19 protein-coding genes are annotated in these 23,213 nt (G+C 60.9%); 6 read left to right on the top strand and 13 right to left on the bottom strand.

Annotated features, from left to right (window positions below; all coding sequences use genetic code 11):
• Nucleotides 1–25: 25 nt before the first annotated feature.
• On the bottom strand, nt 26–976 hold the full coding sequence (gene tal / locus IU367_RS05795; protein WP_274453668.1) for a transaldolase: 951 nt from the start codon (nt 974–976) through the stop codon (nt 26–28).
• Between the two features lie 722 nt (nt 977–1,698).
• On the opposite strand from tal, the gene IU367_RS05800 reads away from it, so the two are divergent.
• Complete coding sequence (locus tag IU367_RS05800; protein WP_043135606.1) at nt 1,699–3,141, top strand: alanine/glycine:cation symporter family protein; 1,443 nt, start codon at nt 1,699–1,701, stop codon at nt 3,139–3,141.
• A gap of 84 nt (nt 3,142–3,225) precedes the next feature.
• Here IU367_RS05800 and IU367_RS05805 read toward each other — a convergent pair whose 3' ends face one another.
• The 3 genes from IU367_RS05805 to IU367_RS05815 are packed head-to-tail and all read right to left on the bottom strand — an operon-like array spanning nt 3,226 to nt 7,110.
• On the bottom strand, nt 3,226–5,199 hold the full coding sequence (locus IU367_RS05805) for a transglutaminase TgpA family protein (RefSeq protein WP_274453669.1): 1,974 nt from the start codon (nt 5,197–5,199) through the stop codon (nt 3,226–3,228).
• Complete coding sequence (locus tag IU367_RS05810) at nt 5,186–6,175, bottom strand: DUF58 domain-containing protein (RefSeq protein WP_274454349.1); 990 nt, start codon at nt 6,173–6,175, stop codon at nt 5,186–5,188. The genes IU367_RS05805 and IU367_RS05810 overlap by 14 nt, the downstream gene beginning before the upstream one ends.
• A gap of 14 nt (nt 6,176–6,189) precedes the next feature.
• Nucleotides 6,190–7,110: an AAA family ATPase gene (locus IU367_RS05815; protein ID WP_274453670.1), complete on the bottom strand. Its 921-nt coding sequence runs from the start codon at nt 7,108–7,110 to the stop codon at nt 6,190–6,192.
• Between the two features lie 224 nt (nt 7,111–7,334).
• On the opposite strand from IU367_RS05815, the gene ampC reads away from it, so the two are divergent.
• On the top strand, nt 7,335–8,483 hold the full coding sequence (gene ampC, locus IU367_RS05820; protein WP_274453671.1) for an FOX/MOX family class C beta-lactamase: 1,149 nt from the start codon (nt 7,335–7,337) through the stop codon (nt 8,481–8,483).
• Nucleotides 8,484–8,580: 97 nt separating this feature from the next.
• On the opposite strand, the gene IU367_RS05825 is transcribed toward ampC, so the two are convergent.
• The gene (locus IU367_RS05825; RefSeq protein WP_274453672.1) at nt 8,581–8,982 is read right to left on the bottom strand and encodes a DUF6232 family protein; all 402 of its coding nucleotides are present in this window, start codon (nt 8,980–8,982) and stop codon (nt 8,581–8,583) included.
• 745 nt (nt 8,983–9,727) lie between these two features.
• On the opposite strand from IU367_RS05825, the gene dtpB reads away from it, so the two are divergent.
• A complete protein-coding gene (gene dtpB, locus IU367_RS05830) occupies nt 9,728–11,233 on the top strand; it encodes a dipeptide/tripeptide permease DtpB (RefSeq protein WP_274453673.1) in 1,506 nt (501 codons plus the stop codon).
• A gap of 48 nt (nt 11,234–11,281) precedes the next feature.
• Here the strand turns inward: dtpB and ruvX are convergent, their stop codons facing one another.
• Nucleotides 11,282–11,704: a Holliday junction resolvase RuvX gene (gene ruvX, locus IU367_RS05835; protein ID WP_042867427.1), complete on the bottom strand. Its 423-nt coding sequence runs from the start codon at nt 11,702–11,704 to the stop codon at nt 11,282–11,284.
• Between the two features lie 46 nt (nt 11,705–11,750).
• Nucleotides 11,751–12,305, bottom strand: coding sequence for a YqgE/AlgH family protein (locus IU367_RS05840; RefSeq protein ID WP_042037546.1), 555 nt, complete (start codon nt 12,303–12,305; stop codon nt 11,751–11,753).
• A gap of 118 nt (nt 12,306–12,423) precedes the next feature.
• Here IU367_RS05840 and IU367_RS05845 point away from each other — a divergent pair, with 118 nt between their 5' ends.
• Nucleotides 12,424–14,049 carry a methyl-accepting chemotaxis protein gene (locus IU367_RS05845; protein ID WP_103471026.1) on the top strand — a complete coding sequence of 542 codons (1,626 nt, stop codon included), beginning with the start codon at nt 12,424–12,426 and terminating at the stop codon, nt 14,047–14,049.
• Between the two features lie 87 nt (nt 14,050–14,136).
• Here IU367_RS05845 and gshB read toward each other — a convergent pair whose 3' ends face one another.
• The 5 genes from gshB to metK form a co-directional block, all read right to left on the bottom strand.
• Nucleotides 14,137–15,090, bottom strand: a complete 954-nt coding sequence (gshB, locus tag IU367_RS05850) for a glutathione synthase (RefSeq protein WP_043135589.1) — start codon at nt 15,088–15,090, stop codon at nt 14,137–14,139.
• Between the two features lie 51 nt (nt 15,091–15,141).
• Nucleotides 15,142–15,873 (bottom strand): 16S rRNA (uracil(1498)-N(3))-methyltransferase, encoded by a 732-nt coding sequence (rsmE, locus tag IU367_RS05855; RefSeq protein WP_043135587.1) that lies wholly within the window; start codon nt 15,871–15,873, stop codon nt 15,142–15,144.
• Nucleotides 15,874–15,998: 125 nt separating this feature from the next.
• The gene (locus IU367_RS05860) at nt 15,999–16,682 is read right to left on the bottom strand and encodes an endonuclease (protein WP_043135585.1); all 684 of its coding nucleotides are present in this window, start codon (nt 16,680–16,682) and stop codon (nt 15,999–16,001) included.
• Between the two features lie 72 nt (nt 16,683–16,754).
• Nucleotides 16,755–17,288: a SprT family zinc-dependent metalloprotease gene (locus tag IU367_RS05865; RefSeq protein ID WP_098983063.1), complete on the bottom strand. Its 534-nt coding sequence runs from the start codon at nt 17,286–17,288 to the stop codon at nt 16,755–16,757.
• 68 nt (nt 17,289–17,356) lie between these two features.
• A complete protein-coding gene (metK, locus tag IU367_RS05870) occupies nt 17,357–18,508 on the bottom strand; it encodes a methionine adenosyltransferase (RefSeq protein WP_043135581.1) in 1,152 nt (383 codons plus the stop codon).
• A 350-nt stretch (nt 18,509–18,858) separates the two neighbouring features.
• Here metK and tkt point away from each other — a divergent pair, with 350 nt between their 5' ends.
• Entirely contained in the window at nt 18,859–20,850 is a 1,992-nt protein-coding gene (tkt, locus tag IU367_RS05875) for a transketolase (protein ID WP_274453675.1), read from the top strand.
• 298 nt (nt 20,851–21,148) lie between these two features.
• Nucleotides 21,149–21,574: a GNAT family N-acetyltransferase gene (locus tag IU367_RS05880; protein ID WP_274453676.1), complete on the top strand. Its 426-nt coding sequence runs from the start codon at nt 21,149–21,151 to the stop codon at nt 21,572–21,574.
• Nucleotides 21,575–21,863: 289 nt separating this feature from the next.
• Here IU367_RS05880 and IU367_RS05885 read toward each other — a convergent pair whose 3' ends face one another.
• Complete coding sequence (locus IU367_RS05885) at nt 21,864–23,129, bottom strand: RidA family protein (RefSeq protein ID WP_274453677.1); 1,266 nt, start codon at nt 23,127–23,129, stop codon at nt 21,864–21,866.
• Nucleotides 23,130–23,213: the final 84 nt, after the last annotated feature.

Raw genomic sequence — 23,213 nt, forward strand, 5'->3', positions numbered from 1 at the left:
TTTTTGTCTGCTCTTGGCGCCCTGATTAGAGGCGGCTGGCCAGCATGGTTTCCAGCTTGCCCTGATCGACGGCGAACATGCGGATGCCCTCGCCCAGCTTCTCGTGGGCCATGGCGTCCTGGTTCAGTTCCCAGCGGAATTCGGCCTCGCTCATCGGAGCCGGTTTGGCCTTGCGCTCGCCTGTGTAGTTCAGCTTGCGTACCACGGCGCCTTCGGTCTTGCTCAGCTCTTCCAGCAGGGCCGGGCCTATGGTCAGGCGGTCGCAGCCGGCCAGTTCCAGGATCTCGCCTGTGTTGCGGAAGCTGGCACCCATGACCACGGTCGGGTAGTCGTGTTGCTTGTAGTAGTCGTAGATGGCGGTGACGGAAACCACACCCGGATCTTCGCTCGCGGTGTAGTCACGGTTGTGCTTGGCCTTGTACCAGTCGAGGATGCGGCCCACGAACGGGGAGATCAGGAAGGCGCCGGCTTCGGCACAGGCACGGGCCTGGGCGAAGGAGAACAGCAGGGTCAGGTTGCACTGGATACCCTCTTTCTCCAGCACCTCGGCGGCACGGATCCCTTCCCAGGTGGAGGCCAGCTTGATCAGGATGCGATCGTTGCTGATACCGGCTTCGTTGTAGAGGCGGATCAGTTTGCGGGCCTTGGCGATGCTGGCGGCGGTATCGAAGGAGAGACGGGCATCCACCTCGGTGGAGATGCGGCCCGGAACGATTTTCAGGATTTCCAGACCTATGTTGACCGCCAGCTTGTCGCCCGCGTCGATGATTTGCTGTGCCTTGTCCTGGCTCTGGGCTTTGGCCCAGTTGATGGCGTCTTCGATCAGCGCCGCGTATTCGGGGATCTCGGATGCCTTCAACACCAGGGAGGGGTTGGTGGTGGCATCGATGGGCTGGTAGCGCTTGATGGCTTCGATATCACCGGTATCGGCGACAACTGTGGTCAGGGCTTTCAGCTGGGTTAATTTATCGGCCATAGCAAATATCATCTCTTAATGAGGGAGGGATCCCGGGGTTGCGGGCATGAGACGACAGTTCTGAAATAAAATTACAAAATCCCGGCGGCTCAGGCTCAGAAAAGCACGATGGGGGAGGCCCATCGCCATTGCCTGCCTAATTAATACGGATGTGGCGCATCCTGCAATAGGGGGGCTTGTATGCTTATCAGCCAGTCGCCGGCGGCGCGGGGAAGAAGTGGATAAAAGTAATTGATAAAAAACGACTTTTATCTATTTCCAGCAAATGGATTTATCCCCCGATAAAAACAACTTTTTTGGTTGATTATCGGTTTTGTGTCATCGGTCACATAAATTGTGTGGTCAGCCACTTGAAATTTTATTACGTGTAAAACGTTTGGCAAAATGGGGCCATTTTGAAATCCATTTCAGGTAAACGCTTGCGCCCTGATTTGCTTCCCCGTGAACGCATCTACCTCTATGTAGATAATTGCCAAATTGTGCTCTTTTGGGTCTAATTTGTCGGCTGATTGATTGAGTTTCAAGTTTTGTTGAAAATTTGCGTGTTAAATGAAGCTTTATTGCGCCGGACAGCTCGTTTTTTGTTTTCTCAGTGATCGCGATCACTATTCTGAACTCCCTCGCTATGCTAGATTCCGCCCCTTTAGTGAACCGCTAATTCAGAAACAGACAGCAAGGGGCCAGCGCAGACTGGCCATGGACGTGATAACAACGAGAGAAATATGGACACCTTGATCGCAATGATTAACGACCTGATGTGGGGAGCCGTGCTCATCTACCTGCTCATCGGGGTCGGCATCTTCTTTACCTTCCGGCTGGGCTTTATCCAGATCCGCCATTTCGGCCACATGTTCTCCGTGTTGCGCAATAGCCGCAAATCGGACAAGGCCGGCATCTCCTCCTTCCAGGCACTCTGTACCAGCCTTGCCGCCCGCGTGGGTACCGGCAACCTGGCCGGTGTGGCCGTGGCCATCTACCTAGGTGGCCCGGGTGCCATCTTCTGGATGTGGCTGATCGCCTTCATCGGCATGGCGACGGCCTTCGTGGAGAGCACTCTGGCCCAGCTCTACAAGGTGAAGGACGAGGATGGCAACTACCGTGGTGGCCCCGCCTACTACATGGAGCGCGGCCTCGGCATGCGCTGGATGGGGGTGGTATTCTCCCTCTGTCTGTTGCTGGCATTCGGCCTGGTGTTCAACGCGGTGCAGGCCAACTCCATCAGCCTGGCGATGAACGTGGCGTTCGGCATTCCTGACTGGGCGACCGGCCTGGCGCTGGTGGTGCTCTCCGGCCTCATCATCTTCGGCGGCATTCGTGGCATAGCCCGCTTCGCCGAACTGGTGGTGCCCTTCATGGCGCTGGCCTACATACTGATGGCGCTGTTCGTGGTGGCGATGAACATCAGCGAATTGCCAGGGGTGTTTGTGCTGATCATCAAGTCGGCCTTCGGCATCGAGCAGGCGGGTTCCGGCGCCATGGGTTACGCCATCTCCCAGGCGATGATCAACGGCATCAAGCGCGGTCTCTTCTCCAACGAAGCCGGTATGGGCTCAGCCCCCAACGCCGCCGCGACCGCGACCCCCTATCCGCCGCACCCGGCCTCCCAGGGCTATGTGCAGATGTTGGGGGTTTTCCTCGACACTATCGTCATCTGTACCTGTACCGCGGCCATCATACTGATGTCCGGCCAGTTTGAACCTGGCTCCGGCATCACAGGGGTCGAGCTGACCCAGCGGGCGCTCTCCTCCCAGATAGGTGGCGGTGGTAACATCTTCATCGCGGCGGCCATCTTCTTCTTCGCCTTCACCTCCATAGTGGCGAACTACTCCTACGCCGAGACCAACCTGGTGTTCCTGGAGCACAACCACAAGGGCGGCCTGATGCTGTTCCGGATGTTCGTGCTGGGCATGGTGATGTTCGGTTCCGTGGGTGAGCTGCCGACCGTGTGGGCCATGGCGGATGTCTCCATGGGGCTGATGGCCATCGTCAACCTGGTGGCCATACTGCTGCTCTCCGGCGTGGCCATCAAGCTGGCCAAGGACTACAACGATCAGCTCAAGCTGGGCAAGGTGCCCACCTTCGATGCCAACAAGTACCCCGAGATCCGCAGCCAGCTGGAAGAGGGGATCTGGGACAACCCGCCCCAGAGCAGCAAGCAGGCCTGAGCCTGACGCACACTGTTGCCTGATGAACAAGGGGAGCCACTGGCTCCCCTTTTGCTTGCGCGGGATCCTGATGGGCGCCCGGCGCTATCTCTGTCCATCCCATGCGCGGCAGGTCTGGCGCAGCCGTCGCTGCAGTTGCTGCCAGACCCGCTGTCGTTGTCTCGGGGAGAGGGGGGCGTAGCGCCAGCGCCGATAGAGCCAGGCGCAGCGTGCCAGCGGCCGCGCCAGCAGAGGGACAAGGGAGCCGAGCCGCGCGCACCAGCTGGCCAGACTCTCCCCCTCGGCGGGTTGCCACCCCTGGCGGGCGGCACGCCGGCGCAGGGGGCGCCACAGCCGCTGTTGCGGCGGCGCCCGCCTCGGCCACAACAGCAGCGTACCCACCAGGGTGGCCACCCCCAGCAGGCAGGCCAGGATCAGCCAGGCGGTGTGGCTGGCCAACACAGGCCAGCGCGCTCCCACCTGTTGCCACAACAGGGCGGCATCGTAGTTGAGCACCCGCCGGGTCCACTGGTAGTCGAGATTGGCGCCCCACCAGCGCAACTGGTTGAGCAGGGCCCAGTTGCGATAGCGCTGCAGTGAGAGGGGATCGGCGGCGGTGAACTCGTCGCTCAGGGCCGCCGTCATGCCCCCCTCTATCCGTTGCGGTGCCACCGCCGCCGTGGGGTCCAGCCGCTGCCAGTCGCCCTGCTCATTCAGGTATTCCACCCAGGCGTGGGCATCGAACTGATGCACCTCCAGGTAGTTGCCCCTGGGGTTCCACTCACCGCCGAGATAGCCGGTCACCAGCCGCGCCGGAATGCCGGCCGCCCGCAGCACGAAGGCGGTGGCCATGGCGTAGTGGCCACAGAAGCCGCGCCGACTGTTGAACAGGAAGTCATCCACCCCATCCGGTCCCAGCCGCGGCGGTTGCAGTGTGTAGTAAAAGGGTTCGCGCCGAAACTCATCGAGCAGGGCCGAGGCCAGCGCTGCCCGGTCGGGATAACGGGCTGCCAAGGTGAGGGCATGGGCGCGGGCCCTGGGGTTGCCGGCCGGGGGCAGTTGCAGGTTGAGCCGCCGGGCGGCTAGGTCGGCCTTGGGCGCTGTTGGCTCGCTGGTGACCCGGTAGCTGATCCTTTGATCCCCCCGGTCCCGGCGATAGAGGGTGGTGAGCGGGCTGACTTGCACCGGGCCGCTCACCACCCTGGGCCTGGGCAGGGCCAGGGTCCAGCGGTGGCGCTGGGGTTCGGCGATCACCTCGTAGCTGGCGCCAGGCAGAGCCCCTGCACTGGCCTGAAGGGGCGCAGTCTGCATGGGTTGGGCTTGTTGCCACTGCCGGATCCCGTCGCTCAGCCGCCAGCGCCGGCCATCGAACAGCTCCTGGCGCATCACGGGAAAATAGCGCTCATTGGCGGGGGGCGGGTCGTCGGCAAAGGTGACACGAAAGGCCAGCTCGGAAGAGTTGACCAGATCGCTGATGTCGCCGGGGGCCACTTCTTCCGAAAGACCCGACAGGGCGCGGCTGGTGGTCGGCATCTGCCAGAGCGGCGGCAGCCTGGGCAGCACCAGAAACAGGGTCAGCAGCAGGGGAAGGGCCAGCAGCAGCGAGAAACCCGCGCTGCGCCACGGCTGTTTCTGTTCGGGGGCCACGGCGGTCACCAGCGCCGTCACCGCCAGCCAGAGGGCCCCCGCCATCGCCAGGGTCCAGCCCATGCTTTGGCGCTGCACCAGCGTCAGTGCGATGAGAAAGAAGGCGAGCAGCAATACCTGCTCTATATCCCGCTCCCGCCGCACCTCTATGATCTTCAGGCTGTAGCCGAGCCAGAGCAGGTTGATGAGGGCCGGCAAGGTGCCCAGCGCCCGCCACTGCCAGGCCAGCAGCAGGGTCCCGGTGATGGCCAGCAGCGCCAGTGCGCGAGCGGGGGGCGCGCGCCAGCCCCGCCACAGCATCATGGCTCGCACGCTCAGGGTGAGGGCGCCGACGGCGACGATCCAGAGCTGCAGCTGGGGCCAGAGTGCCAGCACCAGCAGCAGCTGTTGCAGGGCGATGAGGGGCAGCAGGCGCCGGTTATCGAGCGGCATACGGGCTGGCCTCGTCTGCCTGAGCCTGCGGGTTGTCGACGCTGGCCAGCGCCAGCTGGCAGCGCTGGAGAAAGGCGGGGCCACAGTCAGGGCCGAGCGTCTGCCCCGCCAGGGTCAGGGTAAAGGGAATGCCCCGCCTGCCGTAATCACCACACCACCAGGCCAGTACCGCCAGCCGCTGCTCCAGATCCGTGCCCGTTACCCGCGCCAGGCTGAGGTGCGTGTCATCCAGCCTAGGCTCGTGGAACTGCTTGACCAGCAGGCCGCGTCCCTGGGCGAGCTGCTTCCAGGCGATCCGGCCGAAAGGCTCCCCACTCTGGTATGCCCGCAGCATGTCAAAGTCGCCGAGGGGGGCCGGGCCTGGCTGGCCCTGCGCGCCGTGCTGAGCTGACAGCTCCTCGCTTCGCAACAGCCCATGCAGGGGCTTGGGGGAGAGCCAGGCCTCCAGTTGCAGATCCAGCAGCGACCAGCAGCGAAACAGGCCGAGGGGGTAGCGGCTCTCCACCCGCAAGCGGCCCAATGGCAGACGGCCCCGTCGCAGGCCCTGCACCGCCAGGGTCAGGCACTGGGGAGCCGAGCCGGCCTGTGCCAGCCAGAGCGACCCCTCGTTGAGACTGAAGTGCAGCGCCTGTACCGGGCGCGGGCTCTGCACCGTCACCCGCATGGGCAGCTGGCTGCCCGCCTCTCCCAGCACAGCGGGTCCTCCCAGCAATGCCAGCCCCAGCAGGTTGCGATGGGTGAGCCACATGGCGGCCATGAAGAGGCTGCCGAGGCAATAAGATACCAGCAGCACCAGGTTGTTCTGGTAGTTGGTGCCGAGCAGATAGATGGCGATCATCACCAGCAGATAGAGCAGCCCCATGCGAGTAGGCAGGATAAACAGGCTGCGCGGCCCCAGCGTCATCTGGCGGGCCGGGGGGATGCGGCGGGCCAGCCAGCGTTGCTGCCAGCGCTCCCTCAACTGGCGCCAGCCCATCAGGGAGCGTCTCATCAAGGATTGTCCGGATCGACCCTGGCCAGCAGGCGCTGACTCAGGGGACAGGCCTCGCCGCGCTGCACGCCGAAGCTGCCCCTGAGCCTGTGCTCGGCCACATAGGGGAAGACGGCTTGCACATCTTCCACAGTGACGAAGCGGCGCCCCGCCACCAGCGCCCAGGCTCGGCTCACCGCCAGCAGGGTCTGGGCTGCTCTGGGGGAGAGGGGCTGGGGCAGCTCGGCATCGAAACGGCTCTGTTGCACCAGGGCCAGCAGGTAGTCGAGGGTGGCATCGGAGACATGGATGGCATCCCCTTCGGCCTGCAGGGCAGCAAGCTCGGTGGCATGCAACTGCGGGGGCAGGGGCTGGCTCTGGCGGTGGCCACGCAGCAGCTGACGCTCCGCTTCCCGTGGTGGAAAGCCAAGCGACAGCCGCACGGCGAAGCGGTCCAGCTGGGATTCTGGCAGTGGATAGGTGCCCGCCTGATCCGCCGGATTCTGGGTGGCGATGACGAAGAAGGGGGAGGGGAGCGGGTGGGTGTGGCCCTCTATGCTCACCTTGCCCTCGGCCATGGCCTCCAGCAGGGCGCTCTGCACCTTGGGGCTGGCGCGGTTGATCTCGTCCGCCAACAGCACCTGGGTAAAGACGGGGCCGGGGTGAAAGCGAAATTGCTGCTGGTGGGGGTCGAAGATCTGCAACCCCAGCAGGTCGGCTGGCAGCAGATCGGCGGTGAACTGCACCCGTCGACAATCCAGTCCCAGCACCTGCGCCAGTCCATGGGCCAGGGTGGTCTTGCCCATGCCGGGCAGATCCTCGATCAGCAGGTGACCACGGGCCAGCAGGGTCACCAGGGCTATCTTGAGTTGCAGCGGCTTGCCCAGGATCACCTGCTCCAGTGCCGCCAGCAGTCGTGCTATGTGCTCTTGTCCCTTCACCCGCGCCTCCCTTGTCTCCTTTCGCCCCTACAGCTTATACGTCAGCGGCGGGAGAAGGCGGGCAACTCCGGGATAAACCCTTGAGATGGGTCATGTTTGGGGGCGACTTCACACAGACTTCACCCAGGCGCACAGTGGACACATGCTGGCCGGTTATGCTGGTCTCACACCTTGACCACGCCTGCCACCATGCCGGCGCTTTTATCCATCGCGAGACTCATCCAATGAAACAAAACACTGCCGTGTCACTGCTTGCACTGAGTGCCCTGCTGCTCTCCCCCCTGTCCCACGGCGAGGGGGCGGATCCCCTGACGACCGTGGTCGACGGCGTCATCCAGCCTCTGCTCAAGGAGCACAGGGTTCCGGGCATGGCGGTCGCCGTGCTCAAGGATGGCAAGGCGCACTACTTCAACTACGGGGTGGCGGATCGGGAGAGCGGTGCTCGCGTCAGCGAGCAGACCCTGTTCGAGATTGGTTCGGTCAGCAAGACCCTGACCGCGACCCTTGGCGCCTATGCCGCGATCAAGGGTGGTTTTCAGCTGGAGGACAAGGCGAGCCAGCATGCGCCCTGGCTCAAAGGCTCCGCCTTTGATGGCATCACAATGGCTGAGCTCGCCACCTACAGCGCGGGTGGCCTGCCGCTGCAGTTCCCCGACGAGGTGGATTCGAGCGACAAGATGCGGGCGTATTACCGGCACTGGGCACCGGCCTATCCGGCGGGCAGCCATCGCCAATACTCCAACCCCAGCATAGGCCTGTTCGGCCACCTGGCGGCGAGCAGCCTGGGCCAGCCGTTTGAGCAACTGATGAGCCAGACTCTGCTGCCCAGGCTGGGTCTGCACCACACCTATATTCAGGTCCCCGACGCGGCCATGGCGAACTATGCCTATGGCTATTCGAAGGAAGACAAGCCCATCAGGGTCAATCCGGGCGTGCTGGCGGCAGAGGCCTATGGCATCAAGACCGGCTCGGCGGATCTGCTGAGATTTGTCGAGGCCAACATCGGCTATCAGGGGGATGAGGCAGTCAAGAGCGCGATCGCGCTGACCCACACAGGTTTCTACTCTGTGGGGGACATGACCCAGGGACTGGGCTGGGAGAGTTACGCCTATCCCGTCACCGAGCAGACATTGCTGGCGGGCAACTCCTCGGCGGTGATTTACAATGCCAACCCGGTCAAACCCGTTGCCGCGTCCCAAGAGACGGGGTTGGCGCGACTCTACAACAAGACGGGCTCGACCAACGGCTTTGGCGCCTATGTGGCGTTCGTGCCCGCCAAGGGAATCGGCATCGTCATGCTGGCCAACCGCAACTATCCCAACGAGGCCAGGGTCAAGGCGGCCCACGCCATCCTGAGCCAGCTGGCGTTGTGATCAGCCGTATCCATCTGTCTGTCGGCCAAGGGGGCTATGGATAAATGTCATGAAATACGCCGGGGCTGCCCCGGCGTATTCGTGTCAGGCACCCGGACTATTGCATCAGCCGACGGGTGAGAATATCCGCCTGTTGCCGGAACAGGGCGAAGTCTTGCTGGCGGCGGCTTCTGGCCACAGTGATCCATTGGATGCCGGTCTCATCCCCATGCCGCACCTCGATGAGCAACTCATATCTGGCGTATTGCAGCAGTGCGAACAGCATGCCCGCAATAAACAGCAGGGGGGCCAATATGGTCGTCACCTCGGGCGCTGTATTGAACAGGGGCAGCAGCCAGACGGCGAAGGAGAATATCAGGCCTATGCCGGCCGCCCGCAGCAGCTGTTTTGTCAGGCTGGATTGTCTGGCCTTGATATTCACTATTTTGGCGAGCGGATATTGCTCCCGCTTGATCCTGAGTCGATCTCCGCCGATATCAAAATCCGATGACTGATACATGTTTCACTCCCACAGCGCCCGACATCATGCGGGCGGCCCATTGGAATTGATATACCCGGGGGCGTCAACGGACCAGATTGGTTAATACTCGCGGGTGCGTATCAGTATTTGTCAGTACCTGGGTCATGACGGGTCTGTTGCCCCTCTCTTCATGTCAGTGATGGTGGTTGCCGCCACCCTGTTCGCCATACCACCTGCTCGCTTGCCAGGCATGTCAGGGTCGAAAATTCACGCCCCATATGGCGCTGTTTGCGCTACAAAAAGTAATCCGGTTTCATTAGAAAATGTCATTAATTGGTTATCTTCTGGTGTGATCAACCATTAAGTTCGTCAGATGCTAGTGATATAGCATGCCAATCCTTGATCGTATGGTTTTAACCTTGTCTGGTTGGTTGCGAAGTGCGGCCTTGCCTGCTGGCCGAGCCGGTGAGCGGGGTACCAGGCGCCATTACATCAGAATAGGGAACCTGATCCGGGGGAGAGGAGGCACGGGTGAGATCAGGCAATGCTGTCTGCGCGAGGCCGCGCTATTTAGCCATTTGCCAAGTGAACTCAGTGTCCGCCTCCGATATTTAAACAGGCACCCTGATACAGGCCAAATAAGCATGACTGCGGGTAGATGAATATTCATCTCGTCGAGCCTGGCTGTCGCCCCATATGACATATCAGGCGCAGGACTGCGCATCAATGCGTGGACCCTGCCGCTTTGACATGAATAAAAGAACATACACACAGGTAGGTTAGTATGCATCCATCCGCCCCGACCGGGTTGTTACAGCAACCCAAACCGTTTTTCATGATCTTCTTCGTCGAACTCTGGGAACGCTTTGGCTATTACGGCGTGCAAGGCATTCTGGCGGTTTTCTTTGTCCAGCAACTGGGTTTTTCACAGGAGCAGTCGTTTATTACCTTCGGCGCCTTCTCGGCGCTGGTATATGGACTGATCTCGGTCGGCGGCTATGTGGGTGACCATATTCTGGGCACCAAGCGCACCATGGTATTGGGGGCCATAGTGCTGGTCATCGGCTATTTCATGACCGGCATGTCGATCTACAATCCCGACCTCATCTTCTATGCCCTGGGCACCATTGCCGTGGGCAACTGCCTGTTCAAGGCCAACCCGGCCAGCCTGCTCGCCAAGTGCTATGGGCCAAGGGATCCCCGTCTGGACGGGGCCTTCACCCTGTTCTACATGTCGATCAACATTGGCTCCCTGATCTCTCTCTCGCTGGCCCCGGTCATTGCCGATCATTACGGCTATACGGTGACCTACAACCTGTGTGGGGTCGGCCTCATCATAGCGCTGCTGACCTTCTTTGCCTGCCGCAACATGGTCAGGGACATAGGCTCGGAGCCGGATCATCTGCCGCTCGATTACGGCAAGCTGCTGCTGGTCTTGCTGGGGGCGGTGGCGCTGGTCTTCTTCTGCGCCTGGCTGATGCACCACGTGGTGATCGCCAACATGGTGTTGATGACGGTGACCCTGGTGGTGGTGATCTTCTTCTTCCGCGAGGCGTTCAAGCTGGATCGCATCCACCGCAACAAGATGTACGTGGCCTTCGTGCTGATGCTGGAGGCCGTGGTGTTTTATGTGCTCTATGCCCAGATGCCGACCTCGCTTAATTTCTTTGCCATCAACAACATGCACCATGAGATGCTGGGCTTTACCGTCAATCCGATCAGCTTTCAGGCCCTGAACCCCTTCTGGGTGGTGGTGGGCAGCCCAGTGCTGGCCATGATCTATACCCGCATGGGCAGCCAGGGGCGGGATCTGACCATGCCGCTCAAGTTTACCCTGGGCATGTTCTTCTGCTCCCTTGGCTTCCTGACCGCGGCGGCGGCGGGCATCTGGTTTGCCGATGCCGGCGGGCTGACCTCGCCCTGGTTCATGGTGCTCATCTACCTGTTCCAGAGCCTGGGCGAGCTGATGATCAGCGCCCTGGGGCTGGCCATGGTGGCGGCGCTGGTACCGCAGCGGTTGATGGGCTTCATCCTGGGGATGTGGTTCCTGACCCAGGCGATGGCATCCCTGCTGGGGGGCTATGTGGCGACCTTTACCGCAGTGCCGCAAGGGGTGACTGATCCGCTGCTGACGCTGCCGATCTATACGGATGTGTTTGGCAAGATAGGACTGGCGACCCTGCTGGTGGCCGTGGTGATGGCGCTGATGGTGCCCTGGCTCAACCGCATGATGCATGCCGGTCAGGGTGAAGAAGGGGAGGATCTGCTCCCGCAACAGGCCAAGGCCTGATGGATATGGTGAGGGGGAGGCAGGCGTTCGCTGCCTCCCCCTTGCCGGTCAACCGTACTGCTCTTCCATCCAGGCTTCGACGATAAGCTGGGCTGAGACCCCGTCCACGCTGCCCTTGTCGAGCGCCTTGTAGCCACCCCGTTCAAACAGGCGGGCGCGGGCATCCGTGGTGGTGAGCCGCTCGTCCTTGAACTCCACCTGCTTGCCGAAACGGCCGTGCAGACGGTTGCCGAACTTGCGGGCCCGTACCGTGATTTCCTGCTCTGTGCCATCCATGTTGAGCGGCAGGCCGACCACCAGTAGATCCGGTTGCCACTCCTTGAGCAGCTTCTCGACGTCGTCCCAGTTGGGGACGCCGTCGTTGGCCTTGATGGCGCGCAGGGGCTGGGCCGTGCCGGTGAGCTCCTGGCCGATGGCGACCCCTATGCTCTTGGTGCCGTAGTCAAAGCCCATGATACTGCGTGATGACATTGAATTTTTTCCTCAAAACGCATCGCAAAATGCGTGGCAAACGGCATCAGCTGTGGCCGATGTCGCTGGATAGATGAATGGGATTGACCCCTATGCTGGCGGCCGCTTGCTGCCAGCGCTGATGGATCGGGGTCTTGAAGACCAGATCCGGGTTGGGCGGTATCACCAGCCAGGCGCCGTCCACCAGCTCCTGTTCCAGTTGACCCGCACTCCAGCCGGCGTAGCCGAGCGCCACCAGCCAGTGATCCGGGGCCTGCTCTGTGCCCAGGGTTTCCAGTATATCCTTGGAAGTGGTGACCATGAGCTCATCCCCCACCTGCAGGGTTGAGTTGAACCCAGGGCGGAAGCTGTGCAGCACGAAACCGCGATCGGCGTGTACCGGCCCCCCTTGCAGCACGGGCTGCTTGAGGTCCGGGCTGGCCGGGGGGGCGAGCTTGAGCTGGGTCAGCATGGCGTCCAGCGACATGTCCACCGGTATGTTGACCACCAGCCCCATGGCACCCTCCTCGTTGTGTTCGCACAGGTAGACCAGCGAACGCTCGAAATAGGGATCGGAGAGGCTCGGCATGGCGAGCAGGAAATGATTTTGCAGTGTTTGCATATGGGCCAAATATTGCAAAGGTATTTGGGTCAATTATGGCAGCTCACTGTGTCGGGCAAAACCGCTTTTTATCGCTTGCGGTCCTGTCCAGCGACATGGTCAGGATGGAGAGAACGCCATGGAAGGTATTTCGATCAGACAGAAGTTGATCCTGGGGTGTGTGGTTCCCCTGCTGACGCTCCTGCTGCTGGTGATAGGGGCGACCCAGGCCATGTCCCAGTTGATGGCGGGCATGAATGCCATGTATCAGGGGGAGGTCGTCCAGCTCAAGGAGCTCAAGCAGATCGCCGATCTCTACGCGGTCAAGGTGATAGACGCCGCCAACAAGGCCAATGTGGGGGGCTTTGACCCCGCCAAATCGCGCGCGGACATGAGCGCCGCCCAGCAGGAGATCAACCGGATCTGGCGAGAGTATCGCGGTCAGGAGATGAGCCAGGCCGAGCAGCGGGAAGCCGACAAGATGCAGGCGCTGTTCGCGGCGGCGGATCGGGAAATTGAGTCCGTGATGCAGATACTGGCAAGCATGCAGGGTGACAACCAGGGCCAGCTGGCCGCCCATATCATGCCACTCTATCGGGTGATCGACCCGGTCAGTGACGGGGTCAGCGCCCTGGTGGAGTACCAGTTGCAGGAGGCCGAGAAGAACATGGCCGAGCTCAATGAACTCAGGGTGCAGTTGATCCGGCTGTTCATCCTGCTGTTTGTGGTGGGTGGCGCCTGTATCCTGTTCTTCGGCGTGTGGGCGGGGCGCAGCGTCAGCCAGCCGTTGGCGGCCATGGGCGGGATCTTGCGCGGCATGCAGACGGATCTCGACCTGAGCAAGCTGGCGCCCGTGCTGCGCAAGGACGAGATGGGCGGGCTGGCCCACTCCCTCAACGAGGTGATCTGTCATTTTCGTGACCTCATCACCCAGATCAACGGCATGGCGGAGCAGCTCGCCAAAGAGTCGGCTCACCTGGCCCATATCGGCACCCAGAGCCGGGGCCGTTTCGCCCAGCAACAGGCGGAGACGGATCAGACTGCGACCGCCATGAACCAGATGAGCGCCACAGTGGCCGAGGTGGCGAACAGCTCCAACGCCGCCGCCGATGCGGCGCACCATGCTGACGAGAGCGCCCGTCACGGTCACCACATAGTCGAAGATGCCATCTTGCGCATGTCCGGTCTCTCCGCCCAGATCCAGAACACGGCCGCCATGATCACCCAGCTGGCGGATGACAGCCGCAATATCAGCAGCGTGATGGATGCCATCCGCGGCATCGCCGAGCAGACCAATCTGCTGGCGCTCAATGCGGCGATCGAGGCGGCGCGGGCCGGCGATCAGGGCCGTGGTTTTGCGGTGGTGGCCGACGAGGTGCGTACCCTGGCCCAGCGCACGCAGCGTTCGACCGAAGAGATCGGCAAGACCATAGTCAAGCTGCAGCAGGGGGCCACCCAGGCGGCTTCCAGCATGGAGCTGGGACTGAGTCAGGTGGAAGAGTCCAATCGTACCGTGCTGGCCTGCGGCCAGGCACTCGGCGAGATAGTGAGCTCGGTCAACGTGATCAACGAGATGAACACCCAGATCGCCACGGCGGCGGAGGAGCAGAGCAAGGTGGCGGAGGACATCAGCCGCAACGTGGTCAATATTGCCCACATTGCCACCGAGTCGACGGCGGCGGCCTCCGAGCTGAATCAGAGCTGCCATGAGCTGGAGCAGCTCTCCAGCGACCTCAAGGTGAAGGTGGGGCAGTTCCGTTGCTGAGGGGCGTGCCCGGCGTTCTGGCAGGAGAAACAACAGAGGCGGCCCCGGGGCCGCCTCTGTTGTTATTGCCGTTTAGCTTCTGGCCACTCAGGCTTTCGCCAGCCGACGCTCGATGGCATCCATCAGCATGCCGGTGATGTGTACCGGGAAGGCCGCCTCGATCTCGCGGATGCAGGTCGGGCTGGTGACGTTAATCTCGGTCAGCCGATCGCCTATGATGTCGAGGCCGACGAAGATGAGGCCCTTCTCTTTCAGGGTCGGGCCGACGGCGCGGGCGATGGCCCAGTCCGCTTCGCTCAAGGGGCGCGCCTCGCCACGGCCACCGGCCGCCAGGTTGCCACGGGTCTCCCCCTGTGCCGGGATACGGGCCAGGCAGTAAGGCACCGGTTCACCGTCCACCACCAGCACCCGCTTGTCACCGTCCTTGATGGCGGGCAGATAGGTCTGGGCCATGCAGTACTGGCTACCGTGCTCGGTGAGGGTTTCGATGATGACGCCCACGTTGGCGTCATCTTCCTTCATGCGGAAGATGGAGGCGCCGCCCATGCCGTCCAAGGGCTTCAAGATCACGTCCTTGTGCCGGGCGTGGAAGGCGCGCAGCTTGTCAGAGCGACGGGTCACCAGCGTGGTCGGGGTGTGCTCGGCAAACCAGGCGGTGTAGAGCTTCTCGTTGGCGTCGCGCAGGCTCTGCGGCTTGTTGACGATGAGGCAGCCCTCATCCTCGGCCCGCTCCAGCATATAGGTGGCGTAGATGAACTCGGTATCGAACGGCGGATCCTTGCGCATCAGGATCACGTCCAGGGTGGAGAGGGGCTGATCCACCACCTCGCCCAGGCTGAACCAGTCGGCGTAGTCATATTTGACCGTCAGCGGGCGCATGGTGCCAAAGGCGCGGCCCGCCTCCATGTAAAGATCCGACATCTCCAGATAGAAGAGCTCATAGCCGCGCTTTTGCGCCTCTTCGAGCATGGCGAAACTGGAGTCCTTCTTGATATTGATGGCCGAGATGGGGTCCATCACTATGCCGAGTTTAATGGTCATCCGAATGTCCTTCTGGTAGCTCGATTGCGTTTGAGATTGTCAGAACCCGTTTCAGGCCAGATCGCCGAAGCGGCACTGCAGCGCTGTTATTGCGGTCAGGGCGGCGGTTTCGGTGCGCAGCACCCGCGGACCCAGCAACATCTCCTTGAAACCTTCCTGCACGGTACGGGCGATCTCGTCGCCGGACAAGCCCCCTTCCGGGCCGATCAGCAGACGCACCCCGTGCTCCGGCACCGGCAGTGTGCTGATGCTGTACTCGGCGCGTGGATGCAGGTTGAGCTTGAGCTCTTTGGTCTCTTCCGCCAGCCAGGCGTCCAGCTCCATGGGCATCCGAACTTCGGGCACCAGGTTGCGGCCGCATTGTTCGCAGGCGCTGATCACCACCTTCTGCCACTGCTCGCGCTTCTTCTCCAGCCTGTCCGCCGGCAGCTTGACGCCGCAGCGCTCGGAGAAGAGCGGCGTGATGCAGGTGACGCCCAGCTCGACGGATTTCTGGATGGTGAAGTCCATCTTGTCGCCCCGGCTGATCACCTGGCCCAGATGGATGGCGAAGGGGGACTCCACAGATTGAGCCTCGCAGCCGTCTATGGTCACCTCCACCGACTTCTTGCCGACCAGGGCTATGGTGGCGGCATATTGATTGCCGTCGCCATTGAACAGCTCCAGCTGCTGGCCCGGCTGCATGCGCAGCACCCGGCCTATGTGGTTGGCGCCGTCTTCCGACAGGGCTAGGGTCTGGCCAACCTGCAGGGCGGCCGCTTCATAGATACGTGGAATGCGCATGGCTAAGTGTCAGTCTCTTGCTTGGAAACGCGTCAATGTCTTGCTGTGAGGCCGGGTTCACGGCTCACTCGACTATTGACGCGTCTCGTTAGGGGAGGGGTGTGATCCCTCCCTGTCAAATGGGGTTATTGGCACTGCTTTTCAATGAAGGGATTGGTATTGCCCTGCAACTTGCCGATGCGGCGATTGCGTTCGCACTCCCAGCCATCGGCCGGGTACTGCCTGTCCCAAGCTTCGAACAGTTTACGCTGTTGCGCCGCGAGGCGCAGCCCATACTGCTGGCTCATGTAGAGGTAGGCGCGGGCGATCTGGCCCCGTACCAGCCCCTTGGGCGGCTGTACCTGACGCGCCTTGAAATCCACCAGCATCTGGCACTGGCCGTACTGATCCGGGGTGCCGTTCCAGTCGGAGAAGCGGTAGTTGGCGCGATCCCCGTTCACCTCGCCGATGGCGGGGAAGAGGTTGTGCATGTCCCCCTCCATCTGGTTGAACTCGTCGCTCTTGCCGCAGTTCTTGCGACCACCCTGCTGCCAGCACTGCAGCTGGTGGCCGAATTCCCAGGCCGGCACCACGTGTTCCCACTCGATGCGGTTGGCGCGCTTGGCCTGCTTGCGCGGTTCATAGCCGCAGCTGGCCAGATCCGGGCTCATTTTCTTGCCCTGATACTCAATCTTGCAGCCGCAGTAGAAGGTGACGGGGTGATCCTGATAGAGGCGGTTCAGATCCTGCTTGGCAGCGCGAAAGGTCTGGGCATGCAGGGGCAGGCTGACCAGCAGGGCCAGAGTGAACGAAAACAGGGGACGAAACATGAAGATCCTTGGCAATGAAGTGGTTGGATGAAGAGAGGGGCACCCTAGCACAGGGTTGCGACACGGGCTGGCTTACTGCGCAGGCACAGGCACCTGCCGTTCCCGTTCCAGCGGCTGCTTGCAGCGGCGGCAGTGATAGCGGGCCTCGCCGCGCACCACCTTGTTGTGGCGACGCACCGACAGCTGATGCTGCTGGCAGTGGCAGCGATAGGGCACAGTGCGCTGGGCCAGCACAGTCAGATCGAAGCTGTGGGTGGTTTTGGGCTCAAGGTCGAACAGCTCCCGCATCATCGACTGCCACTGCTGGCCGTGGGGCAGCACCCGTGCTTTGCCGCGCCCTTGGCCCCAGAGCGCATAGACCAGCAGATGGGCCACCTCGTGGGGCACCACCTCGTCCAGAAACGCCTGCTGGTTGGCCTGGTAGAGGGCCGGGTTGAAGCGCAGCTCCCAGGTCTGCAGCCGCGCCGAGCCCGCCGCCCGGCCCCGCATGTTGCAGTGGATGCGCGGGCGGGCAAAGGTGCGGCCGAGGCGCGCCTCGGCCTGCACGAAACAGGCCTCGACCCGCTGATGCAGCAGTTGTTCGAGTTGAGCTGGGGTGGCAGACATGGGATTTCCGTCGGTCGGCAGACAAGCAAAAGGGGAGCCAGGCTCCCCTTTTATCACAACTGAGTGGCTTAGAGGCCAGCGGCGGAGCGCAGCAGCTCGGCCTTGTCGGTCTGCTCCCACGGGAACTCTTCGCGACCGAAGTGACCGTAGGCAGCGGTAGCCTGGTAGATGGGGCGCTTCAGATCCAGCATCTGGATCAGGCCGTACGGGCGCAGTTCGAAGTGCTCGCGTACCAGCTTGACCAGCAGATCCTCGGCCACCTTGGCGGTACCGAAGGTTTCGACGCTGATGGAGGTCGGCTCGGCCACACCGATGGCGTAGGAGATCTGGATCTCGCAGCGATCCGCCAGACCGGCGGCGACTATGTTCTTGGCCACGTAGCGGGCGGCGTAGGCTGCGGAGCGGTCAACCTTGGACGGGTCTTTGCCGGAGAAGGCGCCACCACCGTGACGGGCCATGCCGCCGTAGGTGTCGACGATGATCTTGCGACCGGTCAGACCGCAGTCACCCATGGGGCCGCCGATGACGAAACGGCCAGTCGGGTTGATGAAGTATTTGGTGTCCTTGGTGATCCACTCGGCCGGCAGCACCGGCTTGATGATCTCTTCTCGCACCGCTTCCACCAGATCCTTGTGGCTGATGGACTCGCTGTGCTGGGTAGAGAGCACAACGGCATCCACACCCAGGATCTTGCCCGCGTCGTCGTAGGCGAAGGTCAGCTGGCTCTTGGCATCCGGACGCAGCCACGGCAGGGTGCCGTTCTTGCGCACTTCGGCCTGACGCTTCACCAGCAGGTGAGAATAGGTGATGGGGGCTGGCATCAGCACGTCGGTTTCGTTGGTGGCGTAGCCGAACATCAGGCCCTGGTCACCGGCGCCCTGCTCCAGCGGATCGCTGCGGTCAACACCCTGGTTGATGTCGGGGGACTGCTTGCCGATGGCGTTCAGCACGGCGCAGGAGTCGGCATCGAAGCCCATGTCGGAGTGGGTGTAGCCGATGTCACGCACTGTGTTGCGCACTATCTCTTCGATATCAACCCAGGCAGAGGTGGTTACTTCACCGGCCACCATGACCATGCCGGTCTTGACCAGGGTCTCACAGGCAACACGGGCCTTGGTATCTTGCTTGAGGATGGCGTCCAGTACCGCATCGGAGATCTGGTCCGCAATCTTGTCGGGATGGCCTTCGGAGACCGACTCGGAAGTAAACAGCTTTGCCATGATGGGATTCTCAGCTTGTCTGGGGTTATCGCCACAGCAATAACCGGGTGATGATAGGATGATAGGATGATTGTAGAGGTATCTACATCTGGACGTCCATTTTAGTTAGCGCCCCCCTCGATTGCCAGCACTATTTTGGTTTTGCCGCGCGCTGGCCGAACAAGATCCGTGCTTTACCCCATTTGGGGTGCAAGCCGTTTACAACTCAATCGTTTGCCCCGGCCAGAAAAGCGATTGAGCTCCCAAAGCCACTTTATTCGCCCAGATAATATTTGCACCGCACGCGCCCTGCTGGGACAATAACGCGCCTTAATCTTGGCCATCAAATGAAGCAATCGCAGGAGATACAGATGCCTTCTCGTAAAGAGCTTGCCAATGCCATTCGCGCATTGAGTATGGATGCCGTTCAAAAAGCCAACTCCGGTCACCCGGGCGCCCCCATGGGAATGGCAGATATCGCCGAAGTGTTGTGGCGCAGCCACCTCAAGCATAACCCGAACAACCCCAAGTGGGCCGACCGCGACCGTTTCATTCTGTCTAACGGCCACGGCTCCATGCTGCTGTACTCCCTGCTGCACCTCTCCGGTTATGACCTCTCCATCGACGACCTGAAAAACTTCCGCCAACTGCACTCTCGTACCCCGGGTCACCCCGAGTATGGCTATGCGCCGGGCGTTGAAACCACCACGGGTCCGCTGGGTCAGGGCATCACCAATGCCGTGGGCATGGCGATCGCCGAGAAGGCCATGGCCGAGCAGTTCAACCAGCCGGGTCACGACATCGTTGACCACTACACCTACGCCTTCATGGGCGACGGCTGCCTGATGGAAGGCATCTCCCACGAGGCTTGCTCCTTGGCAGGCACCCTGCAACTGGGCAAACTGATCGCGTTCTGGGATGACAACGGCATCTCCATCGACGGTCACGTTGAAGGCTGGTTCACCGACGACACCGTCAAGCGTTTCGAAGCGTACGGCTGGCACGTGATTGCCGCCGTTGACGGCCACAGCCCGGAAGCCATCAATGCCGCCATCGAAGCCGCCAAGGCCGAGACCGGCAAGCCGACCCTGATCTGCTGCCGCACCATCATAGGCTACGGTTCACCGAACAAGTCCGGCTCCCATGATTGCCACGGCTCACCGCTGGGCAATGACGAGATCGCCGCCGCCCGTGCCTTCCTGAAGTGGGACCACGCGCCCTTCGTCATCCCGTCTGACATCGCCGCCGAGTGGAATGGTCAGGAGAAGGGCACCAAGCTGGAAGCCGACTGGGCTGCCAAGTTTGCCGCCTATGAAGCCGCTCACCCGGCGCTGGCTGCCGAGTTCAAGCGTCGTACCGCAGGCGAGCTGCCAGCCAACTGGGCAAGCGATTCCGCCAAGATCATCGAAACCCTGCAAGCCAACCCGGCCAAGATTGCGACCCGCAAAGCGTCCCAGAACTCTCTGGAAGCCTTCGGCAAGCTGCTGCCCGAGTTCATGGGGGGGTCCGCCGACCTGGCCCCGTCCAACCTGACCATGTGGTCCGGCTCCAAGTCCCTGACCAACGACGATGCGTCCGGCAACTACATCCACTACGGTGTACGCGAGTTCGGCATGTCCGCCATCATGAACGGCATCGCCCTGCACGGTGGTTTCATCCCCTACGGCGCCACCTTCATGATGTTCATGGAGTACGCCCGCAACGCCCTGCGCATGGCCGCCCTGATGAAGCAGCGCGTCATCTTCGTTTATACCCACGACTCCATCGGTCTGGGTGAAGATGGCCCGACTCACCAGCCGGTTGAGCAGATCGCGTCCCTGCGTCTGACCCCGAACATGAGCACCTGGCGCCCGTGTGACCAGGTTGAATCCGCGATCGCCTGGAAGCACGCCATCGAGCGTACCGACGGTCCGACTTCCCTGATCTTCTCCCGCCAGAACCTGGCCCAGATGGACCGTACTGCCCAGCAACTGGCCGATACCGCCAAGGGTGGTTATGTGCTGAAGGATTGCGCCGGTACCCCGGAACTCATCCTGATCGCCACAGGTTCCGAAGTGGAGCTGGCCGTGGCCGCTTTTGATCAGCTGACTGCCAAGGGCCGTGCCGTGCGCGTGGTCTCCCTGCCTTGTACCGATGTGTTCGACGCCCAGTCTGCCGAGTACAAAGAGTCCGTCCTGCCGATGAGCGTGACCAAGCGTGTCGCCATCGAAGCGGGTATCGCCGACTACTGGTACAAGTACGTGGGCTTCGGCGGCAAGATCATCGGCATGACCACCTTCGGTGAGTCCGCGCCGGCCGAGCTGCTGTTCAAGGAATTCGGCTTTACCGTGGAAAACGTGGTTGCGACCGCAGAGTCCCTGTAACAGCCCCTGTAATTCCTGAACATTGGGCCAACCTGGCCCAATAGCCGGAACGATAAAACGCCCTCCATCGCAAGATGGAGGGTGTTTTTATTGGGTGATGTGCAGTGTATAGCGCTGACTATTTCAGAGCAGACTATAACCGTTCATCGCCTTCGGGCAACGGGTTTCTTCCATTTATGGCGTCATACGCTCCCTTGCCAGCAAGACTCTCGTTTAGCACTAAGCACTGAACTTATGGCATCATAGTCGGTAGAAATGGAAACAGTGGGCTTTCCCATTTTATATAGGCAGTCATACAGTGAATGAATTACATATTGAATATACAGAAGATTTAAGTGAAGCCGCTGATGCAAAAATGACGGAAGGTCATGAAAATTATGAGCGTGAAAATGGCATAGCGATAAATTTTAAAAACTTCTCTTTTACTTTATCTGATGAAAAAGGGGAGGTATTTGGTGTACTTAGCGCATACACAGCATATTCAGAGATATATATTGAGGACTTGTGGGTTGATGAGTCTCTTCGTCAAAAAGGGTATGGCAGAAAATTATTGCAAACGCTTGAGCATTACTTTGATGGCAAGGGCTACAACAATATAAATCTCGTCACCAATGAGTTTCAAGCCCCTCTGTTCTACAAAAAATGTGGTTATGATATCGAGTTTGTTCGCGTAAATAAAAGCAACAGCAAGCTTACAAAAACATTTTTGATCAAGTATCTATAAGTGACATCGCATGCTGAACGGTAATTTTGAAATGTGATATGACGGATTGCAGTGATGTTTTATATCAAGGCCTCAGTTTCACTGTATTAAGGTGAGACTGAGGCCTTGTTTCATATTATTTAGGCTCGGTACCATTTCACATCGCATATCAGCTTGCGAAATGGACTTGTGGATACGTTTTCCTGACTGGAAAACCAAATAGGGGCAAGTCAGTGGTACTGAAATGGAACAGGACCTTGGCAATGACCTGGTAACAGGTTTCTCGTAAGGTCCTGTATTTCAATATCTATTACGCTTGCGGCGGGGTGCTTTCCGCATTGGAGAGCACGGCATCCATCTGCACCAGGGCACCGGCGGGCAGCTCGCTCACGCCAATCACGGTACGGGCCGGCAGATAGCTCGGGAAGTATTTGGTATAGATGGCGTTGATCACATCCAGATCCGCGATGTTTTTGACCTGAATATTGACCTTGACGATATCGTCCATCACGTGGTCGATGCTCTCGACGATGGCTTTGATATGGCTCAGGCACTGGGCGGTCTGCTCTTTGACACAACCGGTCAGGATCTTGCCAGTGGTGATATCCAGCGGCAGCTGAGCGGCCAGATGGTTGTAGTGGGAGAAGGCGACTGTCTGGCAATGGAGCGGGCTGCGTGGCGCCTTGTCGGTATTGCGGGCAGCGATCACCAGATTGTGTCTGTCTTCTACCAGCTGCGGCGGTGTGCCGTCACCGTGGGAGATGACCGCATCCATCTGCACCCTGGCTCCCAGCGGCAGGGCAGTGGCGCTGATCACGGAGCGGGCCGGCAGATAGGCGACGGCGCGGGCAATGGCGGAGTCCGGGAAGAAGGTGGTGTAGACCTCGTTGACGGCGTCCAGATCGGCGAGGCTGGTCAGGTAGATGTTCACCTTGACGATGTCGTCAAACGGCACATCGATGCTTTCCAGCACGGTTTTGATGTGGCGCAGACATTGACCCGCCTGTTCGCGGATGCCACCGGCGACCAGCTGGCCCGAGGCCGCATCGACCGGCAGTTGCGCGCCTATGTTGTTGTAGTGGGAGAAGGCAACGGTATGGGTCGAGAGCGGGTTGTGCGGGGCCTTGTCGCTGTTGCGGGCCAGCTTCACCAGAGCGCAGGGCGCCTGCGGGAAGGTGCCTTCGCCATTGGAGATGATGGCGTCGATCTGCACCTGGGCATCCAGCGGCAGGGCGGCCACGGCGAGTGTGGTGCGGGTCGGCAGATAGCCCGGGAAGAATTCGCGATAGACGGCGTCGACCGCCTCCAGATCCGCCATGTCTTTCAGGAAGATGGTGGCTTTGACCATATCGTCCATCACGTGGCCGATGCTCTCTATGATCGCCTTGAGGTTATTCAGGCACTGTCTGGCCTGTACCTTGACGTCGCCACTCACCATCTTGCCGGTCTTGGGATCGACCGGCAGCTGGGCAGAAATATTGTTGTAATGAGAGAAGGCCACCGTCTGGGTGTAGGGGCCCAGATCCTGGGGGGCATTGGTGGTATTTCTTGCAGCCTTGATGATGGTGCCACTCATAGATATTCCTCTTTTTAGTATTCGTTGTTAACTCAGGTACAGGTTCGTCCCGTCCAAGAGCGCCAGCCGACTGCGCCAGCGGGT

The sequence above is a fragment of the Aeromonas bestiarum genome (genome assembly GCF_028751155.1).
Classification (GTDB): Bacteria; Pseudomonadota; Gammaproteobacteria; order Enterobacterales; family Aeromonadaceae; genus Aeromonas; species Aeromonas bestiarum.

Bases quoted from the DNA above. Each gene is read 5' to 3' on its own strand.
- IU367_RS05865 (WP_098983063.1), bottom strand. From the start codon at position 17,288: ATGTCTGCCACCCCAGCTCAACTCGAACAACTGCTGCATCAGCGGGTC.
- IU367_RS05860 (WP_043135585.1), bottom strand. From the start codon at position 16,682: ATGTTTCGTCCCCTGTTTTCGTTCACTCTGGCCCTGCTGGTCAGCCTG.
- tal (WP_274453668.1), bottom strand. From the start codon at position 976: ATGGCCGATAAATTAACCCAGCTGAAAGCCCTGACCACAGTTGTCGCC.
- IU367_RS05810 (WP_274454349.1), bottom strand. From the start codon at position 6,175: ATGGGCTGGCGCCAGTTGAGGGAGCGCTGGCAGCAACGCTGGCTGGCC.
- tkt (WP_274453675.1), top strand. From the start codon at position 18,859: ATGCCTTCTCGTAAAGAGCTTGCCAATGCCATTCGCGCATTGAGTATG.
- rsmE (WP_043135587.1), bottom strand. From the start codon at position 15,873: ATGCGCATTCCACGTATCTATGAAGCGGCCGCCCTGCAGGTTGGCCAG.
- IU367_RS05800 (WP_043135606.1), top strand. From the start codon at position 1,699: ATGGACACCTTGATCGCAATGATTAACGACCTGATGTGGGGAGCCGTG.
- IU367_RS05805 (WP_274453669.1), bottom strand. From the start codon at position 5,199: ATGCCGCTCGATAACCGGCGCCTGCTGCCCCTCATCGCCCTGCAACAG.
- gshB (WP_043135589.1), bottom strand. From the start codon at position 15,090: ATGACCATTAAACTCGGCATAGTGATGGACCCCATCTCGGCCATCAAT.
- dtpB (WP_274453673.1), top strand. From the start codon at position 9,728: ATGCATCCATCCGCCCCGACCGGGTTGTTACAGCAACCCAAACCGTTT.
- ruvX (WP_042867427.1), bottom strand. From the start codon at position 11,704: ATGTCATCACGCAGTATCATGGGCTTTGACTACGGCACCAAGAGCATA.
- IU367_RS05845 (WP_103471026.1), top strand. From the start codon at position 12,424: ATGGAAGGTATTTCGATCAGACAGAAGTTGATCCTGGGGTGTGTGGTT.
- IU367_RS05885 (WP_274453677.1), bottom strand. From the start codon at position 23,129: ATGAGTGGCACCATCATCAAGGCTGCAAGAAATACCACCAATGCCCCC.
- metK (WP_043135581.1), bottom strand. From the start codon at position 18,508: ATGGCAAAGCTGTTTACTTCCGAGTCGGTCTCCGAAGGCCATCCCGAC.
- IU367_RS05840 (WP_042037546.1), bottom strand. From the start codon at position 12,305: ATGCAAACACTGCAAAATCATTTCCTGCTCGCCATGCCGAGCCTCTCC.
- ampC (WP_274453671.1), top strand. From the start codon at position 7,335: ATGAAACAAAACACTGCCGTGTCACTGCTTGCACTGAGTGCCCTGCTG.
- IU367_RS05825 (WP_274453672.1), bottom strand. From the start codon at position 8,982: ATGTATCAGTCATCGGATTTTGATATCGGCGGAGATCGACTCAGGATC.